Origin of the sequence: Kineococcus sp. G2 (assembly GCF_037154035.1) — a bacterium.
GTDB lineage: Bacteria > Actinomycetota > Actinomycetes > Actinomycetales > Kineococcaceae > Kineococcus.
The window spans coordinates 77,291-99,779 of the sequence record NZ_JBBBEM010000093.1 but is presented as its reverse complement, the minus strand read 5'-3'; the positions used below and the strand labels follow the sequence as shown (position 1 = coordinate 99,779).

Below are 22,489 nucleotides of genomic sequence, written 5' to 3'. Positions count from 1 at the left end.
CGCCGGGCCCGCGGGAGCGGCACCGGGCGGGGCGGGTGGCGGCGAGCCGGGCGTGCGGGCCGCCGGCCAGCCGTCGTCCGCGACCGGTGCGTCCGCGACCGGTGCGGGCCGCTGCGGCGCGGTCGGCCCACCGGGTGCGGTGGTGGCCGACGCAGCGGCGGCGGCGTGGTCCGCGGCCGGCGCGGGGACCGGTGCGGGGACCGGTGCGGCGGCGGGGGCGGGAGCCGGCGCCGCCGCGGGCGCCGGTGCGGGGAGCTCCACGGCCGGCGCGGTCGGCGGGGCGACCGGGGCCGGCGGGTCCGTGGCCGGCGGGACGGAGCGGACCGCGGGTGCTGCCGGCAGGCCGGCGGCCAGGCGCCGCTCCAGCCGTTCCAGGCGCGGCCCGAGCCCGCCGTCGGCGTCGGCGCCCGGCAGCAGCAGGCGCGCGCACAGCAGCTCCAGCTGCAGCCGCGGCGAGGTGGCCCCCGTCATCTGCTCCAGGCCGGCGGCCACCACGTCCGCGGCCCGCGACAGCTCGGCGCGTCCCAGGTGCGCCGCCTGCGCGCGCAGCCGGTCCAGCGCGTCCTCCGGCACCGCCAGCGCGTCCGCGGCGCCCTCGCCCACGGCGGCGACCACGACGAGGTCGCGCAGCCGCTGCAGCAGGTCGTCGGCGAAGCGGCGCGGCTCCTGCCCCGACTCCACCACCCGCTCGACCGCGCGGAAGACCGTCGCGCCGTCACCGGCCGCGATCGCCTCGACCACGTCGTCCAGCAGCGAGGCGTGCGTGTACCCCAGCAGCGAGACCGCCACGTCGTAGGTGACGCCCTCGTCCCCGGCGCCGGCGATGAGCTGGTCCAGCACCGACAGGGAGTCGCGCACCGAGCCGCCCCCGGCCCGCACCACCAGCGGCAGCACGCCCTTGCCGATCCCCACGCCCTCTCGCTCGGCGAGCTCGGCGAGGTAGGACGTCAGCCGCGCCGGCGGCACCAGCCGGAACGGGTAGTGGTGGGTGCGCGAGCGGATCGTGGTGAGGACCTTGTCCGGCTCCGTCGTGGCGAAGACGAACTTCACGTGCGGCGGCGGCTCCTCCACCGTCTTCAGCAGGGCGTTGAAGCCCTGCTGGGTGACCATGTGCGCCTCGTCGAGGATGTAGACCTTGAAGCGGTCGCGCGCCGGGGCGAACGAGACGCGCTCGCGCAGGTCGCGGGCGTCGTCCACGCCGCCGTGGCTGGCCGCGTCGATCTCCACCACGTCCACGCTGCCGCCGCCGCCGTTGGCCAGGTCCCGGCACGAGTCGCACGTGCCGCACGGGGTGGGCGTCGGGCCGGCCGCGCAGTTCAGGCAGCGGGCCAGGATGCGGGCGCTGGTCGTCTTGCCGCAGCCGCGCGGGCCGGAGAAGAGGTACGCGTGCGTGACGCGCCCCTTGGCGATCGCCTGGGACAGCGGCACGGTGACGTGCTCCTGCCCGATGACCTCCGCGAAGCTCTCGGGCCGGTAGCGGCGGTACAGGGCGCTCGTCACGACCCCGAGGCTAACCCGCCCCGCCGACAGCCCGTCCGGGACGAAGGGACCCCCCGCGCACCCGCCAGAGCCCACCTACCCTTGCTGCCTTCCGGCCCTGGGGGGGTTCAGCGGGATGACGCCACGCGAGGGGTCTGACGCCACTGTACGGGGCGGGCCGGGGTGCGGTCCAACCGCCCACCGGGTACCCCCTCCGGTCGAGGGCACCCCTCCGGGCGCGCTACGCTGGGCGCACTGGAGGATTCGCCTAGTGGCCTATGGCGCACGCTTGGAAAGCGTGTTGGGTTAACGCCCTCGCGGGTTCAAATCCCGCATCCTCCGCAGGCCGAGGGGCCCGCACCCGTCACCGGGTGCGGGCCCCTCGTCGTCCCCCGCCCGCGCGTCCGCCCCCGCGCCGGCTGAGCCGCACCTAGACTCACTCACTGTGATCTTCCAGGCCGTCGGCGACGGGCGTCCGTACCCGCACCACGGGTACGACACGACCGGCCAGTGGTCCGCCGTCCCGCCCCGCCAGGTCCGCCTGGCCGAGCTGACGACCACCCGGCGCGTGCTCGACCTGGACGCCCTGCTGGCCGACGACTCCACCTTCTTCGGCGACCTGTTCGCCCACGTCGTCGACTGGCGCGGGCGCCTGTACCTGGAGGACGGCCTGCACCGGGCGGTGCGCGCCGCGCTGCACCAGCGCCAGGTGCTGCACGCGCGCGTGCTCACGCTGACGGACTAGCCGGCGGGCTGGCCCGCGCCGACGGACCAGCCCGCGCCGACGGACGAGGAGGGGCCCCGTGGACGACGAGCGCGACGGCGCGCAACCCGACGACGTGCGGGACGACGACGGCGTCCTGGCCGCCGGCGCCCTCGACGACGACCCCGACGACCTCGACGAGGCGTCCTACGAGCGGTTGCACCGCCGCCGCGTGCGCCTCCGCCGGCGGCAGCGCGCCGTGTTCGCGGTGCTGGTCGTGCTCGTCCTCGCGGTCGGTGGCGCGGCCGCGCTGGTGTGGACGGGGCGCTGGCAACCGGGCACCGACCCCGTCGCCGCGCCGGCGTCGCCCACCTGCGCCCCCGCGGCCGAGCGGCCGCTGCCCGCCCCCGCGGAGGTCTCCGTGGAGGTCCTCAACGGCACGGACCGCACCGGGCTGGCCGCCGGGGTCGCCGAGCAGCTGCGCGGGCGCGGCTTCACCGTCCCCGACATCGGCAACGCCCCCGTGCCCGCCGGGCCGGTCACCGCCGTGGTGCGCCACCCCCCGGACCTGCTGGACCCGGCCCGCGCCGTCGCCGCCCGCTTCCCCGAGGCGCAGCTCCTGGTGGACCCCGCGGTCACCGGCGTCGAGCTCACCCTCGGCGACGCCCACCAGCAGCTGCTGCCCGAGGACGCCCTGGTCCCACCCGCACCGCAGGCGCCCGAGGGCGCCCCGCCGGCCTGCTGAACAGCCCCTCCGGGGACGACGAAGGCCCCCGGCTCCACGGAGCCGGGGGCCTTCGCCCTGCGAGCGGTGGCGGTGGGATTTGAACCCACGGAGGAGTTGCCCCCTCACACGCTTTCGAGGCGTGCTCCTTAGGCCGCTCGGACACACCACCGTCGGCAACGATACACGGTGCCGCCAGGTGACCCGGACGCTCCGGCGCCGTCGGGCGATCAGGCGCGGCGACCGGCGAAGAAGCCGTCCAGCAGCGCCGAGCACTCCTCCTGCAGCACCCCGCCCGCCACCTCGACCACGTGGTTCAGCCGGCGGTCGCGCACCACGTCCCGCAGCGAGCCCGCCGCACCGAACCGCGGGTCCCACGCCCCCAGCACCAGCCGGTCCACGCGGGCGAGCACCAGGGCGCCCGCGCACATCACGCACGGCTCCAGCGTCACCACGAGCGTGCAGCCCGACAGGCGCCACTGCCCGCGCGCACGGGCAGCCGCCCGCAGCGCCAGCACCTCCGCGTGCGCCGTCGGGTCCTGCGCGGCCTCCCGCTCGTTGCGCCCCGCGCCCAGCACGACGCCGTCCGCGTCCACGACGACCGCGCCCACCGGGACGTCGCCGGACACCTCGCAGGCGCGCGCCTCGTCGAGGGCCAGGCGCATCCACGCCGGCCAGGCGGGCGGGTGGGCGAGCCCGCTCAGCGCAGCGACTCCAGCACCTCGGCGAACCCGAGCACCTCGCCGACCTCCACGGTCGCCGCCGAGGGGTCCGGCCCGGAGACCGCCAGACGGGTGATCGTGGTCGCCGGGCACCCCAGGTCCGCCAGCAGGTCCGGGTCGCCCGCCCACACCGCCTCGCCGGCGCCCGGCACCGCCGCGGTGCCCGGGGCGCCGGGCCCGTCCTCGTCGTCCTCGTCGTCCGCCGCGCCGCCCCCGGGCGGCGGCACCTCGGTCGCCGGCGGCAGTTCGGCGAACAGCTCCGCGTAGGAGCTGTCGGCGGCCGCGACCGCGTCGGAGACGAACACGCGCGTGTCGTCGCCGTCGGTGCGGACGAACGCGAACCACTCGTCCTCGCGCTCCAGGACCGCCAGCACCACGGCGTCGTCGCCCACGGCGCCGCGCAGCACGTCTCCCAGCTCCTCGGGGGAACCGGCTTCCAGGTCGACGTCGACGGAACGCCAGCCGTCGCCGTCAGGGGTCAGCACAGCGGTGAAGTACGCCACGTGACCATGGTGGCAGGACGTTCGCGGATGCCGCCAGCACGGCCGGGGCGGCTAGGTTGGGCCCCCGTGCGCCTCTCCGTCATCGAGCACCCCCTGGTCGCCCACAAGCTCACCGCCCTGCGGGACGCGACCACCGACTCGCCCACCTTCCGCCGGCTGGCGGACGAACTCGTCACGCTGCTGGCCTACGAGGCCACCCGGGAGGTGCGGGTCGAACCCCACCCCGTGACCACCCCCGTCGCGCCCACCACGGGGGTGCGCCTGACCTCCCCCAAGCCGATCGTCGTGCCGATCCTGCGCGCCGGCCTCGGCATGCTCGACGGCATGGTGCGGCTGCTGCCCACCGCCGAGGTCGGTTTCCTCGGGATGATCCGCGACGAGACCACGTTGCAGGCGACCACCTACGCCAACCGGTTGCCCGACGACCTCTCCGGCCGGCAGGTGTACGTGCTGGACCCGATGCTGGCGACCGGCGGCACCCTCGTCGCGGCCGTCGAGTACCTGCTGGAACGCGGCGCCGTGGACGTCACCGCCATCTGCCTGCTCGCCGCTCCCGAGGGCATCGAGGTCGTGCGCTCGGCGTTCGACGAGCACGCCCACGTCACCGTGGTCACCGCCGCCGTCGACGAGCGGCTCGACGAGAACGGCTACATCGTGCCCGGTCTGGGTGACGCCGGCGATCGCCTCTACGGCGTCGTCTGAGGTCTTCCCGGCCGCCTGGCGCGGGGTGATCGAACTCGTGCGCCGTTTCCGGCAGGATGGCGCCCGATCGTGGTCATTTCCTGACGTGTGGTGACGGTGAGCGGCGTTCGAGGAACGCGGGGAGGGGCTGGGCATGAAGTGGCGCCGAGTTCTGGGATGGATCCTGGTGGCGTTCGCGCTCTACGCGGTCTACCGCTCACCCGAGTCCGCCGCGGGGTTCGTGCGCGGCGTCGGTGAAGCGCTGGGCACCCTCGTCAGCAGCGTCGCGTCGTTCTTCGACGGCCTGCTGGCCTGAGCGGGCGGGGCGCACGGGTGCGTGGGAGGTCCACGACGGGCTCCTCGCCCGCCGAGCTCGCCGCCGCGGACGAGATCGATCCCGGCCGCGCGGTCCTGCCGCGCTGGGTGAAGCGCCGGCTCCTCGCCGGTGAGCGCACCCACGTCACCGCCCAGCGGCACTGGGCGCAACTGGTGGGCACCGTCGCCGGCGTCGTGGTGGGCTTCGTCGCCGTCCTGTGGTTGGGGTTCCACCTGCCGCCCGAGCCGCCGCTGCTGCGCGACGCGCTGTTCCTGGGCTGGGTGGTGCTCCTGCTGCGGGCGGTCTGGCGGCTGCTGACGTGGCGCAACGGCTGGTTCATCGCCACCGACAAGCGCCTGCTGCTCACGCGCGGCGTGGTCAACCGCCGCACGGCCATGATGCCGCTGAGCAAGGTGACCGACATGAGCTACAACCAGTCGGTGCCCGGCCGGCTGCTCGGGTACGGGCAGTTCGTCCTGGAGTCCGCCGGGCAGGACCAGGCGATGCGCCGCATCGACTGGGTCCCGGACCCGGACGAGAAGTACCGGGACCTGTGCGAGGTCATCTTCGGCCGCCCCGCCGCGCCCTCGGTCGCAGCGGCACAGGCGCCGCGCCGCCGCGGTCGTGCCGCGGGGCGCGTCCTGGCGGGGTTGACCCGCCGTACCACCGGGCGCTGAGGGGTGTTCCCCGGCGGGTGCCGGGAACGCAGCAGGGGGCGGGATCCCGAAGGATCCCGCCCCCTGCTGCGTCGTGCGCCGCTCAGGCGGTGGCGGCGCGGAACTGGTCGATGATGCTCGAGGAGATCGGGCCGCGCGGGGCGACCGTGATGCCGTTCTCCGCGGCCCACTGGCGCACCGCGCGCGCGTCCACCGCGGCGGAGGAGGAGGCCGGCGCGGACTTCTTCGCAGCCGGCGCGGACTTCTTCGCGGCGGGAGCGGACTTCTTCGACGCCGGGGCGGACTTCTCGGCCGACTTGCGGCCCGAGGCCCGCTTGGCGGGCGCCGGCGCCTCGACGGCCTCGGGAGCGGTTTCGGCCGGTGCCTGCGGCTCCTCGACGGCCTCGGCGGGCGCCGGGGCGGCCGCCGCCTTCTTGGCGGTGCTCTTCTTCGCCGTCGTCTTCTTCGCGGCGGGAGCGGACTTCTTCGCCGGGGCGGCGTCAGCGGCGGTGGCGGTGCTCGACAGCGCCGCCGGCAGCTCCTCCCACGACACCGAGGTCGGGGCCTTGGAGGTCGAGGGGTTCCAGGAGACGCCGTTCGCGTTCACGGTGAACGTGCCGATCTTGCGGCCGTTCCGCTTGACGGGGATCTCGAGGTCGACGGCACCGACCGGCAGTTCGGTGGCCACCTTCAGTGCGACGTCGTGGCTTGCCATGCTGGGCTCCCGGGAACGAAGGGGGTTGATTGATGCTGAACACCATGAAACCACAGTTCTCTCGGGGTTCGCGCATCGAGAGGACCATTCCTTCGCCGAACGGGTGGGGTTCTCGGGTGGTTCCACCCGACTGTTCCTCCGGTGTGCCGGCGAACTGCCGGAGCTGTGAACGGGAATGCCGCACGGACCCCCTGATCCGCCGGCCCCGCCGGTCGATCCACCGGTCGATCCGCTGGTCGATCCACCGGTCCCGCCGCCGGTGGGGCGGCCTGCCGGTGAACGTCCCCGGCACGAGTTCCGGGGTCCGTGCGGTGCTGTTCCGTGAAGCGTTCCGCCGGGGTCGTCCGCCCGGGCCGGAAAGGGCGCGGGAATCGGGTTCCCGGGGTTCGGCGGCGACTCGGCGGTGGTTCACCGCGGTTCCGGTTCCGGTTCCGGTACCGGGTGCGCAGCGGGGTGGCCCCCGGGTGCCGTGAGGTGCCCGGCCGCGGGTGGTGCACCGGGCGCCTCGGCCGCCGCCCGGTGCCGGCCGTCGCGGGTGAGCTGCCGCGGGTGGTCGTGGTCAGGCGAGGGGTGGAGGGCGTGACCGCGGTGGCGGTGGCGGTGGCGGGGGCGGGGCGGTGGTGGAGCGGGGGTGGGCGCGAGGGGGAGGGGAGGCGACCTCTGCCGGTCGCGCGCTCGGGTCGTGCGCCCGGCGGAGGTGTGGCCCCCGTCACCCGCCGGGCGGTCGCCGTGGGTGGGACGACGAAAGGCGGGTCCTCCGTGGGTGGGACGACGAAAGGCGGGTCCTCCGTGGAGGACCCGCCCCGTACGACCTGCCGGCCGTGGTGCGCCCGAAGGGACTCGAACCCCTAACCTTCTGATCCGTAGTCAGATGCTCTATCCGTTGAGCTACGGGCGCCGGTCGCCGCGTTCCCGCAGCAGCCGTGGACGAGTCTAGCGGTCTCGACGCCAGATGCCCAATCGGCTGCAGCGCAACGGTTCTGGCAGCCCCTGTCGTCGCCGACCCGATCCGGCCCGTCGGTGGTCCCGGGGTGGGGCCACCGGGCGGCCACCCGGCGGGGGTCGCCCGGTGCGAGCGAGGGCGAGCGGGACGACGAAGGCCCCGTCCGCGGTGCGGACGGGGCCTTCGACCCGGCGGAGGTGGCGGGATTTGAACCCGCGAGGGGGTTGTAGCCCCCAACCCGCTTAGCAGGCGGGCGCCATAGACCGGACTAGGCGACACCTCCAACGACCAAGAGGTTAGCAGTCGCGCGTGCGAGCATCGAAAGCGATGAGCACCGACCTGCCGCCCCGCCCCGGTCCGGGGACCACCCGGCGCCCCCGCCGCCGCGCCGTCGTCGCCGGCGGAGCCGCCGCGCTCGCCGCGGCCGCCGCCGGTGCTGCTGCCTGGGCGCGCTCGCGCGACGACGGCGCGGCCGCCGCCCGGCGCCTCGCGGACGACGTCGCCGGCGACTGGTCCGCCGGCACCTGGCGCGCCGGACTGTTCACGACCGCCGCCGGGCAGCCGCCGGCGGACCCGGCCGCCGAGTACGCGCGACTGGCCGGTGGGCTGGCGGACGCCCCGCCCACCGTCACCGTGGTGTCGGTCGACACCGAGGCCGCCGGCGACGGCAGCGCCGAGGCCCGCCTCGACGTCTCCTTCGACCTCGCCGCGGCGCACGGAGCGCCCGAGGGCACCGCGTTCGCCTACACCACCGCCCTGCGGATGCGGCGCGGGGACGACGAGGAGTGGTGGGCGGTGTGGGAGCCCGCCCTGGTGCACCCCGCGCTCGCGGGCGGTACCGCGACCCTCGTCCTGGAGCGCACCCAGCCGCCGCGCGCCGACGTCCTGGGGCGCGACGGCACCGCCGTCGTCACCGAGACGCCCGTGGTGCGGGTCGGTGTCCAGCCCTCGCGCACCACCGACCCCGCCGCGACCGCCGCCGCGCTCGGCGAGGTCCTCGGCGTGGACGCGGACGCCCTCGCCGAACGCGTCCGGCAGGCGGACCCCGACGCCTTCGTCGACGTCATCACGCTGCGCCGCGACGACTACGACGCCCAGCGGGACGCGCTGCAGCCGGTTCCCGGCGCGGTCTTCCGCGAGGCCACCCTGCCGCTGGCGCCGACCCGGGAGTTCGCCCGCGCCCTGCTCGGCACCGTCGGGCAGGTCACCGCGGAGAAGGTCGAGGAGTCCGGCGGCCGCTACGCCGCCGGGGACGTCGCCGGCCTGTCCGGCCTGCAGGAGCGGTACGACGAGCGCCTCGCCGGCCGCGTCGGCGTCGCGGTGCGCACCGCCGGCGGCGAAGGGCAGCCGCAGGACCTGCTCGTCGTGGAACCCGTGCCCGGTGAGCCGGTGCGCACGAGCCTGGACGCCGCGCTGCAGCAGGAGGCCGACGACGTGCTGGCCACGACCACCTCGCCGTCGGCGCTCGTGGCGGTGGACACGGCCACGGGGGAGGTGCTCGCCGTGGCGAGCTCCCCGGCCGACCGGGGTGACCTCGCGCTGACGGGGCGCTTCCCGCCCGGCTCCACGTTCAAGGTCGTCACCACCACCGCGCTGCTGGCACAGGGCCTGGACCCGGCCGAGACGGTGGCGTGCGCGCCGACCTTCACCGTGGACGGGCGCTCCTTCCGCAACTTCGAGGGCGAGGCGTTCGGGGACGTGCCCTTCCGCACGGACTTCGCGCAGTCGTGCAACACGGCCTTCGCGAGCCTGAGCGGGCGGCTGGCGGACGACGAGCTGCGCACCACCGCCGCGCAGCTGGGTGTGGGGGCCGAGTGGGCGAGCGGGGTGGACGCCTTCGCCGGCGACGTGCCCGTCAACGACTCCGCCGTCGACCTGGCCGCCGCGAGCTTCGGGCAGGGGCGCACCCTCGTCAGCCCGCTCGCGATGGCGGTGGCCGCGGCGTCCGTCGCGGCCCGCGAGCTGCGCCGTCCGGCGGTGGTGCTGGACCCGGCACCCGCCGCCCCGGCCGCCCCGACCTCGGCGGCCGACCCGCAGGTCCTGGAGGCCGTGGGCGACCTCATGCGCGAGGTCGTCGTCTCCGGCACCGCCACCGTGCTGGGCGGTGTGCCCGGCGAACCCGTGCACGCCAAGACCGGCACGGCGGAGCACGGCACGGGGGACCCGCTGCCCACGCACGCCTGGACGATCGGCTACCAGGGCCCGCTCGCCTTCGCCGTCTTCGTCTCCGACGGGGCGAGCGGCGGTTCGGTGGCGGCTCCGCTGGCGGCCGACTTCCTCACCCGCGCGGCGGCCGTGCGCGGCTGAGGGCCGCCGGCGGACCCGGCGGGGAACGCCCCCCGCCGGCCGGGAGGGTTTCCGTCGAACGGACCGCGTGGAGGAATTGCCAGCACGGCTCCGATGGGGTCAAATGTAGAGGTACGCCTCCGGGCGACATCGCGGGCCCGGCTCATCCCCCCCGAGCCGGACCGTGGACGGCCCCCGCTCCCCCCCAGCGGGGGCCGTCGTCTTTTCTCCCCACCCTCCTCCGGTCGCAGCGCGGCGTCCACAGGATCGGCGGTGGCCAGTCCCTCCACAGGGCTCCCCGGCCGTGCCGGGGACCGGTGCCCGGGAGCGCGACGGTGACGGGCGACCACCGCGACCCGCGAGGAGACCCCGTGCCCACCGACGAGAGCCCGCACCACCGTGCGCACCCGCACCACCGCCCGCAGCGGCCCGCCGAGCACGCCCGCCCCGGCGGTCCGGGGCCCGACGGCTCCGCACCGGGAGCGCTGCTGCTCAGCGCCGACGACGCGCTGACCGCGGCGGTGCTGCGCCTCGCCGACGTCGCGGGGTGCGCCGTCCTGCGGGAGGTGCCCGCCACCGGCGCCGTGCCGCCGCTGCTGCTCGCGGGAGCCGGCACCCCCGCCGCCGCGGTGGCCGAGGTCCGTGCCCGGGGTGCCGGAGAGGTGGTCCTCGTGGGCACCGCCCCCGTCGGGCCCGAGTGGTGGCGGCACGCCGCGGAGGTCGACGCCGACCACGCCGCGCTGCTGCCCGAGGCCGAGCCGTGGCTGCTGGACCACCTGCTCGACGCCGCCGGCGGGCCCCGGCCGCAGGGACGCGTCGTCGGGGTGGTGGGCGGGTGCGGCGGGGGAGGCGCCAGCGTCCTCGCCGCCGCGCTGGCCGCGGCCGCCGCCGAGGACGGCGAGGTGCTGCTCCTGGACGCCGACCCCGCCGCCGGCGGCCTGGACCTGCTGGTGGGGGCCGACCAGCTGCCGGGGCTGCGCTGGGGGGACCTCGCGGGCGTCTCCGGCCGCCTGCGGCCGGACGTGCTGCGCTCCACCGTCCGCCTCGACGGCGGCCTCCACCTCCTCGCCGGTGACCGGCGCACCGGTGCCGGTCCCACCCGGGAGGCGCTCGGCGCGGTCCTGCGGGCGGCGCGCGGCGCCTTCGCCACCACCGTGGTGGACCTGCCGCGCGGCCGGCTGGGGGAGCTGGGAGCCGACGTGCTCGGTGCCTGCGCCGAGGTGCTCGTCGTCGCCCCCGCCACCACCCGGGCCGCCGCGGCCGCGTGCTGCACCGTCGACGAGGTGCGCCGCCTCGCCGCGGGCGCGGACCCGGAGGTGCGCCTGGTGCTGCGCGACGTCGGAGCCGGTGCCGACGCGGACGTCCTCGCCGACGTCGTCGGCGCGCCGCTGGCCGCGACCCTGCGCGCCGAGCGGGACCTCGAGGCACCCCTGGAGCGCGGGGAGGGCCTGCCGGTGAGCAGGCGCAGCCCCCTGCGGGTCTTCGCCGCCCGCTGGGCGCGCGCCGCGGTCCCGGCGTGGTGACCCCCGGCGAGGTGACCCCCGGCGCGGTGACCCCCGGCGCGGACCTGGCCGACCGCGTGCGCGCCCGCCTGAGCGGCGAGGTCGAGCCGGCCGCGGTGGCGCGGGCGGCCCGCGCCGAGGGCGTCGTGCTGGGTGCGGCCGCCCTGCTGCGCCTGGTCGACGACGTGCGCGCCCGGGTGACCGGCGCCGGCCCGCTGCAGCCGCTGCTCGCGCTGGAGGGCGTCACCGACGTCCTCGTCAACGGCGGCGGAGCGGTGTGGGTCGACGACGGCGGCGGGCTGCGGCCCGCCGCCGTCGAGGTCGGTGGGGAGGAGCGGGTGCGCGCCCTGGCGGTGCGGCTGGCCGCCGGCGCGGGCCGCCGCCTCGACGAGGCGAGCCCGTTCGTCGACGCACGCCTGGCCGACGGCACGCGCCTGCACGCGGTCCTGCCGCCGCTGGCCCCGGACGGCACCTGCATCAGCCTGCGGGTGCCCGCCCTGCGCCGGTGGCGCCTCGCCCAGCTCTCCGCCGTCGGGTCGGTGCCCGAGGGGTGGCTGGAGGTGCTGCGCGCCGTCGTCGCCGCCCGCCTGTCCGTCCTGGTCAGCGGCGGCACCGGGGCGGGCAAGACGACGCTGCTGCAGGCGCTGCTCGCCGAGGTCGACCCCGCCGAGCGGATCGTGCTCGTGGAGGACTCCGGCGAGCTGCGCCCCGACCACCCGCACGTGGTCCGGCTGGAGGCGCGCCGGGAGAACGTCGAGGGGCGCGGCGGCGTGGGCCTGGACGTGCTGGTGCGGCAGGCGCTGCGGATGCGACCGGACCGGCTCGTCGTCGGCGAGTGCCGCGGCGCCGAGGTGCGCGACCTGCTGGCCGCGCTGAACACCGGCCACGCCGGCGGTGCCGGGACCGTGCACGCCAACACCGCCGCCGACGTCGTGCCCCGCCTGCACGCCCTGGCGTCCGCCGCCGGGGCGGCACCGGCGGCGGTCGACGCGCAGCTGCTGGCGGGGGTGGACGTGGTGCTGCACGTCAGCCGCCGCGCCGGGCGGCGGGGGCTGTCCGAGGTGGCGCTGGTGCGGTCCGCGCCGGACGGGCGCGCCGTCGTGGTGCCCGCCCTTCGGGTGGAGGACGACGGCACGGCCCGGCGCGGGCCGGTGTGGCCCGAGCTGGCCGAGCGGCTGGGCCTGCCGGCGGGTGCGCCGTGAGCTCCGCCACCGGACCTGCGCTCGCCGTGGCCGCCCTGCTGGGCGGTGCCGTCCTGCTCCGGGGCGGGCGTGCGCGGGTGCCCCCGGCGCGACGGCCCGCGGACCGGCGGGCCCGGTGGCCGGGCAGGCCGCGCGGCCGGCGTCGCCCGCCGCCCGACGCGGACCTGCTGGAGGGGGCCCGACTGGCCGAGCGCGTCGCGGCCCTGCTGCGCGCCGGCCTGACGCCCGCGCAGGCGTGGCGGCACGCGGCGCCCGGCAGCACCGCGGACGTGGACGGCGACCGGGGGCGGGTGGGTCCCGCGCCCGACGCGCCCGAGGGCGTTCGGGCGGTGTGGCGGCTCGTGGAGCGCACCGGTGCCCCGGCCGCCGAGGCCCTGGAGCAGTGCGCCGCCGGGATGCGGGCGGAGGCCGACGCGCGAGCCGCGGTGCGCGCCGCCACCGCGGGGGCGCGGGTCAGCGCCCGGACCGTCTCGCTGCTGCCGCTGGTCGGGCTGGCGCTGGGTGCCGCCCTGGGGGCCCCGCCGTGGGAGGCGCTGCTGGGCACCGCCGCCGGCCGGGTCTGCGCGCTCGCCGGCACCGCCCTGCTGCTGGCCGGCCGGTGGTGGAGCGCGCGCCTGGTGCGCTCCGCGGGGGCGGTGGACGGCCCGTGACCCCGCCGGGCGCGGGCCTCGCCGTGGCCCTGCTGCTGGCGGCCGCGCTGCTGGCCGCGACCGTCCCGGCACCGCGCGGGGGAGCGGGACGCGGCGGCGGTCCGGGAGCGCCGGGAGCCCCGGGAGCGCCGGGAGCTGGAGCGGCGGGTGCGCCGCGGGGGCGCGCGGTGCCGACGGCGCGCGGGGTCCGGACGCTCCTGCGCCGGCGGCCGCCGGCCCCACCCGCCCCCGACCTGCCCCTGCTGCTCGAGCTGACCGCTGCCGCAGTCACCGCCGGGCTCCCGCCCGGCCGTGCGCTGCACCAGGCCGTGGAGGCCCTCCCCGGGCCCGTCCCGGCCGACCTGGCGCGGGTGTGCGCCCAGCTCGCCGCGGGCACCGACCCGGAACGCGCCTGGGAGGGCGCGCACCAGCGGTGGGACCCCCTGGCCGAACCGCTGCTGCTGTCGGCGCGCACCGGCGCCTCCGCCGCCTCCCTGCTGGTGTCGGAGGCCGCGCAGCAGCGGGCGGAACGTCGCCGCGCCGCGGCGGAGGCGGCCGCCCGGCTGGGCTCCCAGCTCGTGCTGCCGCTGGGGCTGTGCACGCTGCCGTCGTTCCTGCTGCTGGGCGTGGTCCCCGTCGTGCTGACCCTGGCGCGCGACGTCCTGACGGGGTGACGCCCCGCGGGGGCGCAGGGCCGCACGCCACCTGCGCGCGTTCCACAACCCCGCCCCCTCGGCCCCCTCCACAACCGCCCCGGCGGCCCGACCGCCACCGGGAGCCGGCGCCGCAGGGTGGTCCCGGGCCGGCGGGGAGCCGGTCCGCAGCGGCCGGCCGGAGCGCCGGCGGGAGGAGGACGTGGTGGACGAGCGGGTGGACGAGCGGGTGGACGAGCGGGTGCGGGACGGGGCCGCGGGCGGCGGGACGGGCGCGCGGGCGCCGGGGGAGGAGTCGCCCCCCGGTCGCGTGCCCGGTCGCGTGCCCGGTCGTGACGCCGGGATGGCCACGGCCGAGTACGCGATGGCGACGCTCGCGGCGTGCGGGTTCGCCGGGCTGCTCATCGCCGTCCTGCGCAGCGACGAGGTGCGTGGCCTGCTGCTCGGGATCGTGCGCCAGGCCCTGGCGCTGGGGTGAGGCCCGGGCGGCGCGCGCGGCGGGAGGAGGGGGCCGTGGTCGCCGAGCTCGCCGTCGCCCTGCCGGCCGTCGTCCTCGTCCTCGCCCTCGTGCTGGGGGCGGCGCGGGTGGTCCTGGCCCAGGTGGCCTGCGTGGACGCCGCCCGGGCGGGGGCGCGCGCAGCCGCCCGCGGCGAGGACGCGGGCGTCGTGCGGGCGACCGCGGCGGCCGCGGCGCCGGCGCGGGCCGCGGTCGCGGTGCTCGCGGGCGGCGACGGGACGGTCGCGGTCGAGGTGCGCTCGGTGCAGCGCCTGGCCGGGCCGCTCGGCGGCGAGGTGCTGGTGCGCTCGACGGCCACCGCAGCCGTCGAGGACTCCGCCGTCGAGGGTTCCGCGGTCGCACGCACCGCGGACGCCCGGTGACCCCGCCCCGGGTCGGGGGCGGCCGGGAGCACACCGGTGGGCACGCCGGTGGGCACGCCGGTGGGCGCTCCGGTGGGCGTGCCGGTGGGCGGCACGGTGGGCGGGACGCCGGAAGCGGTGGCGTGCTGCTGCTCGGCGTCGTCGCCGTGGTCCTGGCGCTCGCGGTGGCCGTCGCGGGCCTGGGCGCGGCCGTCGCGGCCCGGCACCGGGCGCAGTCGGCCGCCGACCTGGCGGCGCTCGCGGGCGCGGACGTCGTCCTCGGCCGCGCACCGGGGGACGCCTGCGAACGGGCGGCGCGCGTGCTGCGCGCGCACGGCGCCGCCGGCGGGTGCGCCGTGGTCGCGGACGGCTCGGTGCGCGTCGACGCCGGCGTGCCGGTCACCGGCCCGCTGGCACGGGTGCTGGCCGGCACCCCGGCGCGGGCCGCGGCCCGCGCCGGGGACGCCGCCCTCCGCGGCGGCGCACCGGGTGCCGCGGTGGGCGGTCCGCCGTGAGCCGCGCGGCGGTGGACCGGTCGGCCGCCCGGTCACCCCACCGCGGCGGGCCCCGTGGCGGCTCCCGCGGCGGTGGAGCCGGGCTCGTCCAGCGCGGCCACCACCACGTCCAGCAGGGCGACGGCCCCCGCCTTGTCCAGCGGCTCGTTGCCGTTGCCGCACTTGGGCGACTGCACGCACGCGGGGCACCCGGCCGTGCAGCGGCAGGCGCGCACGGCGTCGCGGGTGGCGGTCAGCCAGCGCCGCAGCAGCAGGTGCCCGCGGTCGCTGAACCCGGCGCCGCCGGGCACCGCGTCGTGCACGAACACGGTGGGGCGGCCGGTGTCCGGGTGCAGCGCCGTGGACAGCCCGCCCAGGTCCCAGCGGTCGCACGTCGCCAGCAGCGGCAGCATCCCGATCGCGGCGTGCTCGGCGGCGTGCAGGGCGCCCGGCAGCCGCTGCGCGGCACCGACGGCGTCCACGGCGGCGTCCGCGTCCAGCGACCACCACACCGCGCGGGTGCGCAGCCGCCGCTCGGGCAGGTCCAGCGGTTCCTCCCCGAGCACCTGACCGGTGCCGGCGCGGCGGCGCAGGAACCCCGTGACCCGGCCGGTGACCTCCACGACGCCGCGGGCCGTCCCCAGCGGCCCGTGCTCGGCGCTCTCCTCCACCGCCAGCACCCGCACGTCGCCGCGGCTGCGGGCGTGCGTGGTGTGGTCGGGGGTGGCCGCGTGCACGAGCGCGACCTGTTCGTCCAGGTCCAGCTCGTCGACGACGTACGTGCGGCCCTGGTGCACGTGCACGGCCCCGCCGTGCACGGAGGAGTCCGCCGCCGACGCCTCGACCGTGCCCAGCACGCGCCCCGTGGCGGCCTCCACGATCCGCACGGTGCCGCCGGCGCCGCGCAGGTCCGTCAGCTCGCTCGCGCGGTGCGGGCGCGCCGGGAACCAGCCCCGCGCGCGCCGCCGCAGCAGCCCGCGCGCCACCAGCAGCTCCAGCACCCCGCCGGCCGCCGGGCCGAACAGCTCCAGGTCCGCCTCGGTCAGCGGCAGCTCCTGCGCCGCGGCCACCAGGTGCGGGGCCAGCACGTACGCGTTGGAGGGGTCCAGCACGGTGGCCTCCACGTCCGCGCCGAACAGGGCCTGCGGGTGGTGCACCAGGTAGGTGTCCAGCGGGTCGTCGCGGGCCACGAACACCCCCAGGGCCGGCCGGTCGCGCCGCCCCGCGCGGCCCAGCTGCTGGCGGAACGAGGCGCGGGTGCCGGGCCAGCCGGCGATGAGCACCGCGTCCAGGCCCGCCACGTCCACGCCCAGCTCCAGCGCGCGGGTGCTCGCCAGGCCCAGCACCCGCCCCGAGCGCAGCCCCTCCTCCAGCTCGCGGCGCTCCTCCGGCAGGTAGCCGCCGCGGTACGCCAGCACCGACGCCGCCAGCGGCGGGGCGTCCTGCAGCAGGCGCCGGCGCGCTCCCGCCGCCACGGACTCCGCGCCGGCGCGGCTGCGCACGAACGCCAGGGTCCGCACGCCCCGCGCCACCAGGGCCGCCAGCAGGTCGGCGGTCTCCGCGGTGGCGGCGCGGCGCTCGCCCCCGGCGGCCTGCTCGGCGCCCTCGCGCAGGGGCGGCTCCCACAGCGCCACCGACACCGCCGGGCGCGCCGAGGTGTCCTCGACGACGGCCTCCACGTCCACGCCCGTCAGGCGCCGCGCCGTCGTGGCCGGTTCGGCGACGGTCGCCGAGGCCAGCACGAACACCGGCTCGGCCCCGTAGCGGGCGGCCAGCCGCCGCAGCCGGCGCAGCACCGCCGCCGCGTGCGAGCCGAACACCCCCCGGTAGGTGTGGCACTCGTCGACCACGACGTAGCGCAGCCGGCGCAGGAACGGCGCCCAGTGCTCGTGGCCGGGCAGCACCGACGCGTGCAGGGTGTCGACGTTCGTCAGCACCAGGGAGGCGTTGCGGCGCACCCACCGGCGCACCTCCGGCGGGGTGTCGCCGTCGTAGGTGGCGCTGACGGGGCGGTCCAGCCCCAGGGCGCGCAGGCGCGCCTCCTGGTCGGCGGCCAGCGCCTTCGTCGGCGACAGGTACAGGGCGGTGGCGCCGCGCGGCGAGCCGTCGTCGGCCGGCCGGCGCAGCTCCGTCAGCAGCGGCAGCTGGAAGGCCAGCGACTTGCCCGAGGCGGTCCCCGCCGCGAGGACCGTGGAGCGGCCCGCGCGCACCGCCTCCGCCGTGCGCACCTGGTGCCGCCACGGCAGCGCCCCGGTGCCGCGCTCCAGCGCCGCGACCACCTCCGGGTCCGCCCACGCCGGCCAGTCCGCCCGCTCGCCCGCCCGCGCCGGCAGCACCTCCACGTGCCGCAGGCGGCCCGTGCGCTCGCCGTCCGCCAGCAGTTCCGCCCACGCCGCGGGCGCCTGCTCCCGGGGGCTCGCCCGCTGCTCGTCGCCCCGCGCCGCCGCCCCCCGCACCGCACCAGTGTCGCCCCGCCGGGGTGCCCCGGACGCCGCGGGAGACCCGCTGGGCGCGCTCCTCACGCAGCGCGATGGTTCAATGCTTCAGGGCGTGTCGCCCGGCACGTTCGACGCCAGCAGCAGCGAGGAGGGGTCCTGTGGACCTGTCGGTGACCAGCCGTGAGGAGAGCGGCCGGACCGTCGTCGAGGTGTCCGGTGAGATCGACGTCTACACCGCACCGACCCTGCGCGAGCGCCTCAACGAGCTCGTCGGCGCCGGCCACCACCACCTGGTGGTGGACATGGAGGGCGTGGAGTTCCTGGACTCCACCGGTCTCGGTGTCCTGGTCGGCGGCCTGAAGCGGGTCCGCTCGCACGACGGCTCCCTGCACCTGGTCTGCCAGCGCGAGAAGATCCTGAAGGTCTTCCGCATCACGGGCCTGACGAAGGTCTTCCCGATCCACGACACCGTCGCGGAGGCCATCGCCGCGTCGGCCGCGGCCGACGAGGCCAACGCGACGTCCTGACAAGTCGTGCCCACCGTCGACCTGCGCTTCACCCCCCTGCCCGAGCACGTCCGCACCGCCCGGCTGGTGGCGGTGTCGGTGGCCCGGCGGGCGGGGTTCGGCGAGGAGCAGCTGGACGAGATCCGCATCGCCATCGGTGAGGCGTGCGCCCGCGCGGTCAGCGCCACCGAGGCCGCCACGGGGCGCGCCGGCCTCGTCGACATGCGCCTGAGCGACGACGAGGACCGCCTCGACGTGACGGTCCTGCGCTGCGACGAGGACGGTGCGCCGCTGGCGGAGACACCGCCGACGGCGACCACGGAGGACCCGCTGTCGCTGGCCCTCATGACGGGCGCCGCGGGCAGCAGCTCTCCCGCCACGGCGCCGGGCGGGGTCCGCCTGACCTGGGTGCGCGAGACGGCCGCCGCCGGGGTGGACCAGCAGGTCTGAGCCCCGGCGGGCGGCCCCCGTGCGATCACGTGGCACGCCCGGTGCTCCCCGTCCTACGCTGCGTGCAGATCACCGCACGTCGAGGAGGACGCATGGGCACGTCCGAGGGTCTGACCAGCACAGCGCAGGGCGTCGCCGCCGCCGTCGCGGTCGTCTCCGTGGCCGCGCTCGTCGCCGCCTGGGTCTTCCGCAGGCAGGTGCTCGCCGCCGGCGAGGGCACCGAGCGGATGCGCTCGATCGCCGCCGCAGTGCAGACCGGGGCTGGGGCCTACCTGCGCCGGCAGTTCCGCACCCTGGCCTGGTTCGCCGTCGCCGTGGTGCTGCTGCTGCTGGCGCTGCCCGCCGACGGGTGGGACCTGCGGGCCGCGCGCAGCGTCGCCTTCCTCGTCGGGGCGGTGTTCTCCGCCGCGATCGGCTACCTCGGGATGTCCCTGGCGGTGCGCGCGAACGTGCGCGTGGCGGCGGCGGCCCGCGACGGCGTCGGCGGCCGCGAGCGCGGGATGCGCCTGGCGTTCCGCACGGGCGGCGTGGTCGGCATGACGACCGTCGGCCTGGGCCTGCTGGGCGCCTCCGCCGCGGTCCTGCTGTACGGCGAGGACGCCCCCACGGTGCTGGAGGGCTTCGGCTTCGGCGCGGCCCTGCTGGCGATGTTCATGCGCGTCGGCGGCGGCATCTTCACCAAGGCCGCCGACGTCGGTGCCGACCTCGTCGGCAAGATCGAGCAGGGCATCCCCGAGGACGACCCGCGCAACCCCGCCACGATCGCCGACAACGTCGGCGACAACGTGGGCGACTGCGCCGGCATGGCGGCGGACCTGTTCGAGTCGTACGCGGTGACGATCGTGGCCGCCGTCATCCTCGGCAGCGCCGCGATCGGCGAGCAGGGGCTGGTGCTGCCGCTGCTGGTGCCCGCCATCGGGGCGATCACCGCCGCGCTGGGCGTGGTGCTGGTGCGCGCGAAGGCGGGCACTCCCGGCCTGACGAGCATCCAGAACGGCTTCTACCTCTCGGCGGCCGTGGCGCTGGTCGGCACGGCGATCGCCTGCTTCGCGTACCTGCCGTCCTCGTTCGCCGGGTTCACCGGTGCCGCGGAGCAGGTGGCGGTGCTGGAGGGCGATCCGCGCCTGGTGGCCCTGAGCGCGGTGTTCCTGGGGATCCTGCTGGCGGTGCTCATCCTGTGGATCACCGGCCACTTCACCGGCACCGACGCCCGGCCCACCCGCGACGTGGCCGCTTCGGCGCTGACCGGCCCGGCGACGGTGGTGCTCAGCGGCATCGGCCTGGGCCTGCAGTCGGCCGTGTACACGACGCTCGTCATCGCCGGGGCGGTGTACTTCGCGTTCCTGCTGGCCGGCGGCATCCTGCAGCTGGCGATGTTCCTCATCGCGCTGGCCGGGTGCGGGCTGCTGACCACGGTCGGCGTCATCGTCGCGATGGACACCTTCGGCCCCGTCAGCGACAACGCGCAGGGCATCGCGGAGATGAGCGGCGACGTCGACGAGGCCGGTGCCGCGGTCCTCACCGAGCTGGACGCGGTGGGCAACACCACCAAGGCCGTCACCAAGGGCATCGCGATCGCCACGGCCGTGCTGGCGGCGACCGCCCTGTTCGGCTCGTACCAGGAGGCGGTCAGCTCGCGGCTGGCGGAGGTGGTGACCGGTCTCGACACGCCCTCGCAGTACCTGCAGCGCACCCTCGGGGACTTCTCCGTCTCCACGCCGACGACGCTGGTGGGGGTGCTGCTGGGCGCCGCGGTGGTGTTCCTGTTCTCCGGCCTGGCGGTGGACGCGGTGGGCCGCTCCGCCGGGGCGGTGGTGCTGGAGGTGCGCCGGCAGTTCGCCGAGCACCCCGGGATCATGGAGGGCACCGAGGAGCCCGACCACGGCCGGGTGGTGGACCTGTGCACCCGCGACGCGCTGCGGGAGCTGGCCACCCCGGGCCTGCTGGCGGCGTTCGCGCCGATCGCCGTGGGGTTCGGCCTGGGCGTGGCGCCGCTGGCCGGTTTCCTCGGCGGCGCCATCGCGGCCGGCGTGCTGATGGCGGTGTTCCTGTCGAACTCCGGCGGCTCGTGGGACAACGCGAAGAAGCTCGTCGAGGACGGCCTGCACGGCGGCAAGGGGTCCGAGGCGCACGCCGCCACGGTCATCGGCGACACCGTGGGCGACCCGTTCAAGGACACCGCCGGCCCGGCGATCAACCCGCTCATCAAGGTGATGAACCTGGTGGCGCTGCTGGTGGCGCCGGCCGTGGTCTCCCTCAGCCTGGGGGAGGGGGCGAACCCGTGGCTGCGCTACGGCATCGCCGCGGTGGCCACCGTGGTCATCGTGGTGGCGGTGGTGGCCAGCCGGAACCGCCGCGTCGACGCCGCCGCCCCCACCGGCGACGCGGGCGTGCGCGACGAGCGGGGCCTGGACCTGGAGAAGTCCTGAGCGCTGGCACGATCGGGGCGTGAACCCCCTCGAACTGCTGTCCGGCCTGCGCGAGGACCTCGCCGGCGCCGGCTACACCGTCGACGGCGTGGGCGAGCTCGTCGGGGACGTCGCCTCGGCGGCCCTGGACCGCGAGCAGCCGCTGCCGGCGCTGCGCGCCACGGAGGGCTCGCGCGAGCCCGCGGCGGTGCTGCTGCGCTGCTGCACGCTGGGGCGCGCCGTCACCCGCGCGGAGCTGGACGCGGCGCTGCCGCGCACCGGCACCGACGGTGCGGTGGCCCTGGGCCTGGTGGCGGCGGCCGGGCAGGCGCCGGGCGACGAGGTGCGCCCCCTGGTGGACCTGCGCCCGTACGAGGTGGACGACGCGGCCGGCGCGGCGTCGTGGTGGCTGGTCAGCGACCTGGGGGAGCTCGCCACCGGCGAGGCGCTGCGCTCCGACCACGTCCTCGGGGTGGGCGGGGCGTCGCTGACGCTGGCGTCGGCGACGGTGCGCACCCCCGTGGAGCGGGTGCTGGACGTCGGCACCGGCTGCGGGATCCAGGCCCTGCACGCCTCCCGGCACGCGCGCCGGGTGGTGGCCACCGACACCTCCGAGCGGGCGCTGGACCTGGCGGCCGTGAACGCGGCCCTGAACGGCGTGCGCCTGGACCTGCGGCACGGCTCGCTGCTGGAGCCTGTCGCCGAGGGGGAGCGCTTCGACCTGGTGGTCTCCAACCCGCCGTTCGTCATCACCCCGCGCCGGCCGGGGGTGCCGCAGTACGAGTACCGCGACGGCGGCATGCCGGGCGACTCGCTGGTGGCGCGGCTGGTGCGCGAGGTCGGCCCCGTCCTGGCGCCGGACGGGGTGGCGCAGCTGCTGGGCAACTGGGAGCTGCGCGACGGCGAGCACTGGTCGCAGCGGCTGGAGGGGTGGCTGGCCGGCACCGGCCTGGACGCGTGGGTGGTGCAGCGGGAGGTGGCCGACCCGGCCCTGTACGCGGAGACGTGGATCCGCGACGGCGGGCAGAAGCCCGGACCGGTCTTCGACGAGCTGTACGCGGCGTGGCTGGACGACTTCGCCGCCCGCGGGGTCACCGGGGTGGGCTTCGGCGTGGTGACGCTGCGCCGCCCGTCCCGCGAGGGGGCGCCGCTGCGCCGCTTCGAGGAGGTGCTGTCCACCCTGTCCGACCCGCTGGGCGGGGTGCTCGCCGCCGGCCTGGCCGCGCACGACCGCCTCGCGGAGCTGGACGACGACGCGCTGGCGGACCGGGCGCTGCGGGTGGCTCCCGACGTCACCGACGAGCGGTACCACGCCCCCGGGGACCCGGACCCGCGCGTGGTGCTGCTGCGGCAGGGCGGCGGACTGCGCCGCGCGGTGCAGGCCGACGGGGACCTGGCGGGACTGGTGGGCGCGTGCGACGGGGAGCTGACGGTGGGGCAGATCACCGCGGGGCTGGCGGTGCTGCTGGAGGAGGACGCCGCCGCGCTGCGCGCCCGCCTGCTGCCGCGGGTGCGCCGGCTCGTGGAGGACGGCCTGCTCCTGCTGCCCTGACCGGCCGGGGGTCCACAGGGGCGACGCAGCGCCGGTTGCACACCGCTGCGCCGACCGTGACACATTGAA

22 protein-coding genes, 4 tRNA genes and 1 other RNA gene are annotated in these 22,489 nt (G+C 77.7%); 18 read left to right on the top strand and 9 right to left on the bottom strand.

All coding sequences use genetic code 11. From position 1 onward, the window contains the following. The coding region (locus V9U69_RS13935; protein WP_337062428.1) for a DNA polymerase III subunit gamma and tau at nucleotides 1–1,500 on the bottom strand (1,500 nt) is incomplete at its 3' end. Between the two features lie 41 nt (nucleotides 1,501–1,541). Continuing rightward, nucleotides 1,542–1,638: signal recognition particle sRNA small type (gene ffs / locus V9U69_RS13930), an RNA gene on the bottom strand. Nucleotides 1,639–1,736: 98 nt separating this feature from the next. On the opposite strand from ffs, the gene V9U69_RS13925 reads away from it, so the two are divergent. The 3 genes from V9U69_RS13925 to V9U69_RS13915 all read left to right on the top strand — a co-directional run bounded on the left by V9U69_RS13925 (nucleotide 1,737) and on the right by V9U69_RS13915 (nucleotide 2,927). After that, nucleotides 1,737–1,821, top strand: a tRNA-Ser gene (locus tag V9U69_RS13925). Nucleotides 1,822–1,924: 103 nt separating this feature from the next. Beyond that, nucleotides 1,925–2,224 (top strand): type II toxin-antitoxin system VapB family antitoxin, encoded by a 300-nt coding sequence (locus V9U69_RS13920; RefSeq protein WP_337062427.1) that lies wholly within the window; start codon nucleotides 1,925–1,927, stop codon nucleotides 2,222–2,224. Nucleotides 2,225–2,282: 58 nt separating this feature from the next. Next, a complete protein-coding gene (locus V9U69_RS13915; RefSeq protein ID WP_337062425.1) occupies nucleotides 2,283–2,927 on the top strand; it encodes a LytR C-terminal domain-containing protein in 645 nt (214 codons plus the stop codon). Nucleotides 2,928–2,991: 64 nt separating this feature from the next. Here the strand turns inward: V9U69_RS13915 and V9U69_RS13910 are convergent. The 3 genes from V9U69_RS13910 to V9U69_RS13900 form a co-directional block, all read right to left on the bottom strand. Continuing rightward, nucleotides 2,992–3,078, bottom strand: a tRNA-Ser gene (locus V9U69_RS13910). Between the two features lie 58 nt (nucleotides 3,079–3,136). Further along, the gene (gene tadA / locus V9U69_RS13905) at nucleotides 3,137–3,571 is read right to left on the bottom strand and encodes a tRNA adenosine(34) deaminase TadA (protein ID WP_337062424.1); all 435 of its coding nucleotides are present in this window, start codon (nucleotides 3,569–3,571) and stop codon (nucleotides 3,137–3,139) included. Between the two features lie 35 nt (nucleotides 3,572–3,606). After that, nucleotides 3,607–4,131: a tRNA adenosine deaminase-associated protein gene (locus tag V9U69_RS13900; protein ID WP_337062422.1), complete on the bottom strand. Its 525-nt coding sequence runs from the start codon at nucleotides 4,129–4,131 to the stop codon at nucleotides 3,607–3,609. Nucleotides 4,132–4,197: 66 nt separating this feature from the next. On the opposite strand from V9U69_RS13900, the gene upp reads away from it, so the two are divergent. From upp to V9U69_RS13885, 3 genes are all read left to right on the top strand, one after another. Beyond that, complete coding sequence (gene upp / locus V9U69_RS13895) at nucleotides 4,198–4,833, top strand: uracil phosphoribosyltransferase (protein WP_337062421.1); 636 nt, start codon at nucleotides 4,198–4,200, stop codon at nucleotides 4,831–4,833. Between the two features lie 166 nt (nucleotides 4,834–4,999). Beyond that, nucleotides 5,000–5,128 carry a hypothetical protein gene (locus tag V9U69_RS13890; protein ID WP_337062420.1) on the top strand — a complete coding sequence of 43 codons (129 nt, stop codon included), beginning with the start codon at nucleotides 5,000–5,002 and terminating at the stop codon, nucleotides 5,126–5,128. Nucleotides 5,129–5,145: 17 nt separating this feature from the next. Beyond that, nucleotides 5,146–5,805 carry a PH domain-containing protein gene (locus tag V9U69_RS13885; protein ID WP_337062419.1) on the top strand — a complete coding sequence of 220 codons (660 nt, stop codon included), beginning with the start codon at nucleotides 5,146–5,148 and terminating at the stop codon, nucleotides 5,803–5,805. 82 nt (nucleotides 5,806–5,887) lie between these two features. Here the strand turns inward: V9U69_RS13885 and V9U69_RS13880 are convergent, their stop codons facing one another. From V9U69_RS13880 to V9U69_RS13870, 3 genes are all read right to left on the bottom strand, one after another. After that, entirely contained in the window at nucleotides 5,888–6,499 is a 612-nt protein-coding gene (locus tag V9U69_RS13880) for an Lsr2 family DNA-binding protein (protein ID WP_337062418.1), read from the bottom strand. 822 nt (nucleotides 6,500–7,321) lie between these two features. Next, nucleotides 7,322–7,397: transfer RNA gene (locus V9U69_RS13875), tRNA-Arg, on the bottom strand. A gap of 237 nt (nucleotides 7,398–7,634) precedes the next feature. Further along, nucleotides 7,635–7,725: transfer RNA gene (locus V9U69_RS13870), tRNA-Ser, on the bottom strand. Between the two features lie 44 nt (nucleotides 7,726–7,769). On the opposite strand from V9U69_RS13870, the gene V9U69_RS13865 reads away from it, so the two are divergent. The 8 genes from V9U69_RS13865 (at nucleotide 7,770) to V9U69_RS13830 (ending at nucleotide 15,087) form a co-directional block, all read left to right on the top strand. Then, complete coding sequence (locus V9U69_RS13865) at nucleotides 7,770–9,749, top strand: penicillin-binding transpeptidase domain-containing protein (protein WP_337062417.1); 1,980 nt, start codon at nucleotides 7,770–7,772, stop codon at nucleotides 9,747–9,749. A gap of 350 nt (nucleotides 9,750–10,099) precedes the next feature. After that, on the top strand, nucleotides 10,100–11,251 hold the full coding sequence (gene ssd, locus V9U69_RS13860; protein ID WP_337062416.1) for a septum site-determining protein Ssd: 1,152 nt from the start codon (nucleotides 10,100–10,102) through the stop codon (nucleotides 11,249–11,251). Then, nucleotides 11,245–12,432, top strand: coding sequence for a TadA family conjugal transfer-associated ATPase (locus tag V9U69_RS13855; protein ID WP_337062415.1), 1,188 nt, complete (start codon nucleotides 11,245–11,247; stop codon nucleotides 12,430–12,432). The genes ssd and V9U69_RS13855 overlap by 7 nt, the downstream gene beginning before the upstream one ends. Continuing rightward, nucleotides 12,429–13,082 (top strand): hypothetical protein, encoded by a 654-nt coding sequence (locus V9U69_RS13850; protein WP_337062414.1) that lies wholly within the window; start codon nucleotides 12,429–12,431, stop codon nucleotides 13,080–13,082. The genes V9U69_RS13855 and V9U69_RS13850 overlap by 4 nt, the downstream gene beginning before the upstream one ends. Beyond that, entirely contained in the window at nucleotides 13,079–13,735 is a 657-nt protein-coding gene (locus V9U69_RS13845; RefSeq protein ID WP_337062412.1) for a type II secretion system F family protein, read from the top strand. The genes V9U69_RS13850 and V9U69_RS13845 overlap by 4 nt, the downstream gene beginning before the upstream one ends. A gap of 184 nt (nucleotides 13,736–13,919) precedes the next feature. Next, nucleotides 13,920–14,192 (top strand): DUF4244 domain-containing protein, encoded by a 273-nt coding sequence (locus tag V9U69_RS13840; protein WP_337062411.1) that lies wholly within the window; start codon nucleotides 13,920–13,922, stop codon nucleotides 14,190–14,192. A gap of 35 nt (nucleotides 14,193–14,227) precedes the next feature. Then, the gene (locus V9U69_RS13835; RefSeq protein ID WP_337062410.1) at nucleotides 14,228–14,593 is read left to right on the top strand and encodes a TadE family type IV pilus minor pilin; all 366 of its coding nucleotides are present in this window, start codon (nucleotides 14,228–14,230) and stop codon (nucleotides 14,591–14,593) included. A 122-nt stretch (nucleotides 14,594–14,715) separates the two neighbouring features. Next, nucleotides 14,716–15,087, top strand: coding sequence for an Rv3654c family TadE-like protein (locus tag V9U69_RS13830; protein WP_442907772.1), 372 nt, complete (start codon nucleotides 14,716–14,718; stop codon nucleotides 15,085–15,087). A 32-nt stretch (nucleotides 15,088–15,119) separates the two neighbouring features. Here V9U69_RS13830 and V9U69_RS13825 read toward each other — a convergent pair whose 3' ends face one another. Next, the gene (locus V9U69_RS13825; protein ID WP_337062408.1) at nucleotides 15,120–17,522 is read right to left on the bottom strand and encodes a DEAD/DEAH box helicase; all 2,403 of its coding nucleotides are present in this window, start codon (nucleotides 17,520–17,522) and stop codon (nucleotides 15,120–15,122) included. Nucleotides 17,523–17,662: 140 nt separating this feature from the next. Between V9U69_RS13825 and V9U69_RS13820 the strand changes: the two genes are divergently transcribed. The 4 genes from V9U69_RS13820 to V9U69_RS13805 all read left to right on the top strand — a co-directional run bounded on the left by V9U69_RS13820 (nucleotide 17,663) and on the right by V9U69_RS13805 (nucleotide 22,420). Further along, nucleotides 17,663–18,031, top strand: coding sequence for an STAS domain-containing protein (locus V9U69_RS13820; RefSeq protein WP_242128081.1), 369 nt, complete (start codon nucleotides 17,663–17,665; stop codon nucleotides 18,029–18,031). Nucleotides 18,032–18,037: 6 nt separating this feature from the next. Beyond that, entirely contained in the window at nucleotides 18,038–18,460 is a 423-nt protein-coding gene (locus tag V9U69_RS13815; RefSeq protein WP_337062406.1) for an ATP-binding protein, read from the top strand. Nucleotides 18,461–18,552: 92 nt separating this feature from the next. Further along, complete coding sequence (locus V9U69_RS13810; RefSeq protein WP_337062405.1) at nucleotides 18,553–20,889, top strand: sodium-translocating pyrophosphatase; 2,337 nt, start codon at nucleotides 18,553–18,555, stop codon at nucleotides 20,887–20,889. 19 nt (nucleotides 20,890–20,908) lie between these two features. Further along, complete coding sequence (locus tag V9U69_RS13805; RefSeq protein WP_337062404.1) at nucleotides 20,909–22,420, top strand: DUF7059 domain-containing protein; 1,512 nt, start codon at nucleotides 20,909–20,911, stop codon at nucleotides 22,418–22,420. Nucleotides 22,421–22,489: the final 69 nt, after the last annotated feature.

Coding starts and splice junctions, on each gene's coding strand:
- tadA (WP_337062424.1), bottom strand. CDS start 3,571: ATGCGCCTGGCCCTCGACGAGGCGCGCGCCTGCGAGGTGTCCGGCGAC.
- V9U69_RS13880 (WP_337062418.1), bottom strand. CDS start 6,499: ATGGCAAGCCACGACGTCGCACTGAAGGTGGCCACCGAACTGCCGGTC.
- V9U69_RS13865 (WP_337062417.1), top strand. CDS start 7,770: ATGAGCACCGACCTGCCGCCCCGCCCCGGTCCGGGGACCACCCGGCGC.
- V9U69_RS13810 (WP_337062405.1), top strand. CDS start 18,553: ATGGGCACGTCCGAGGGTCTGACCAGCACAGCGCAGGGCGTCGCCGCC.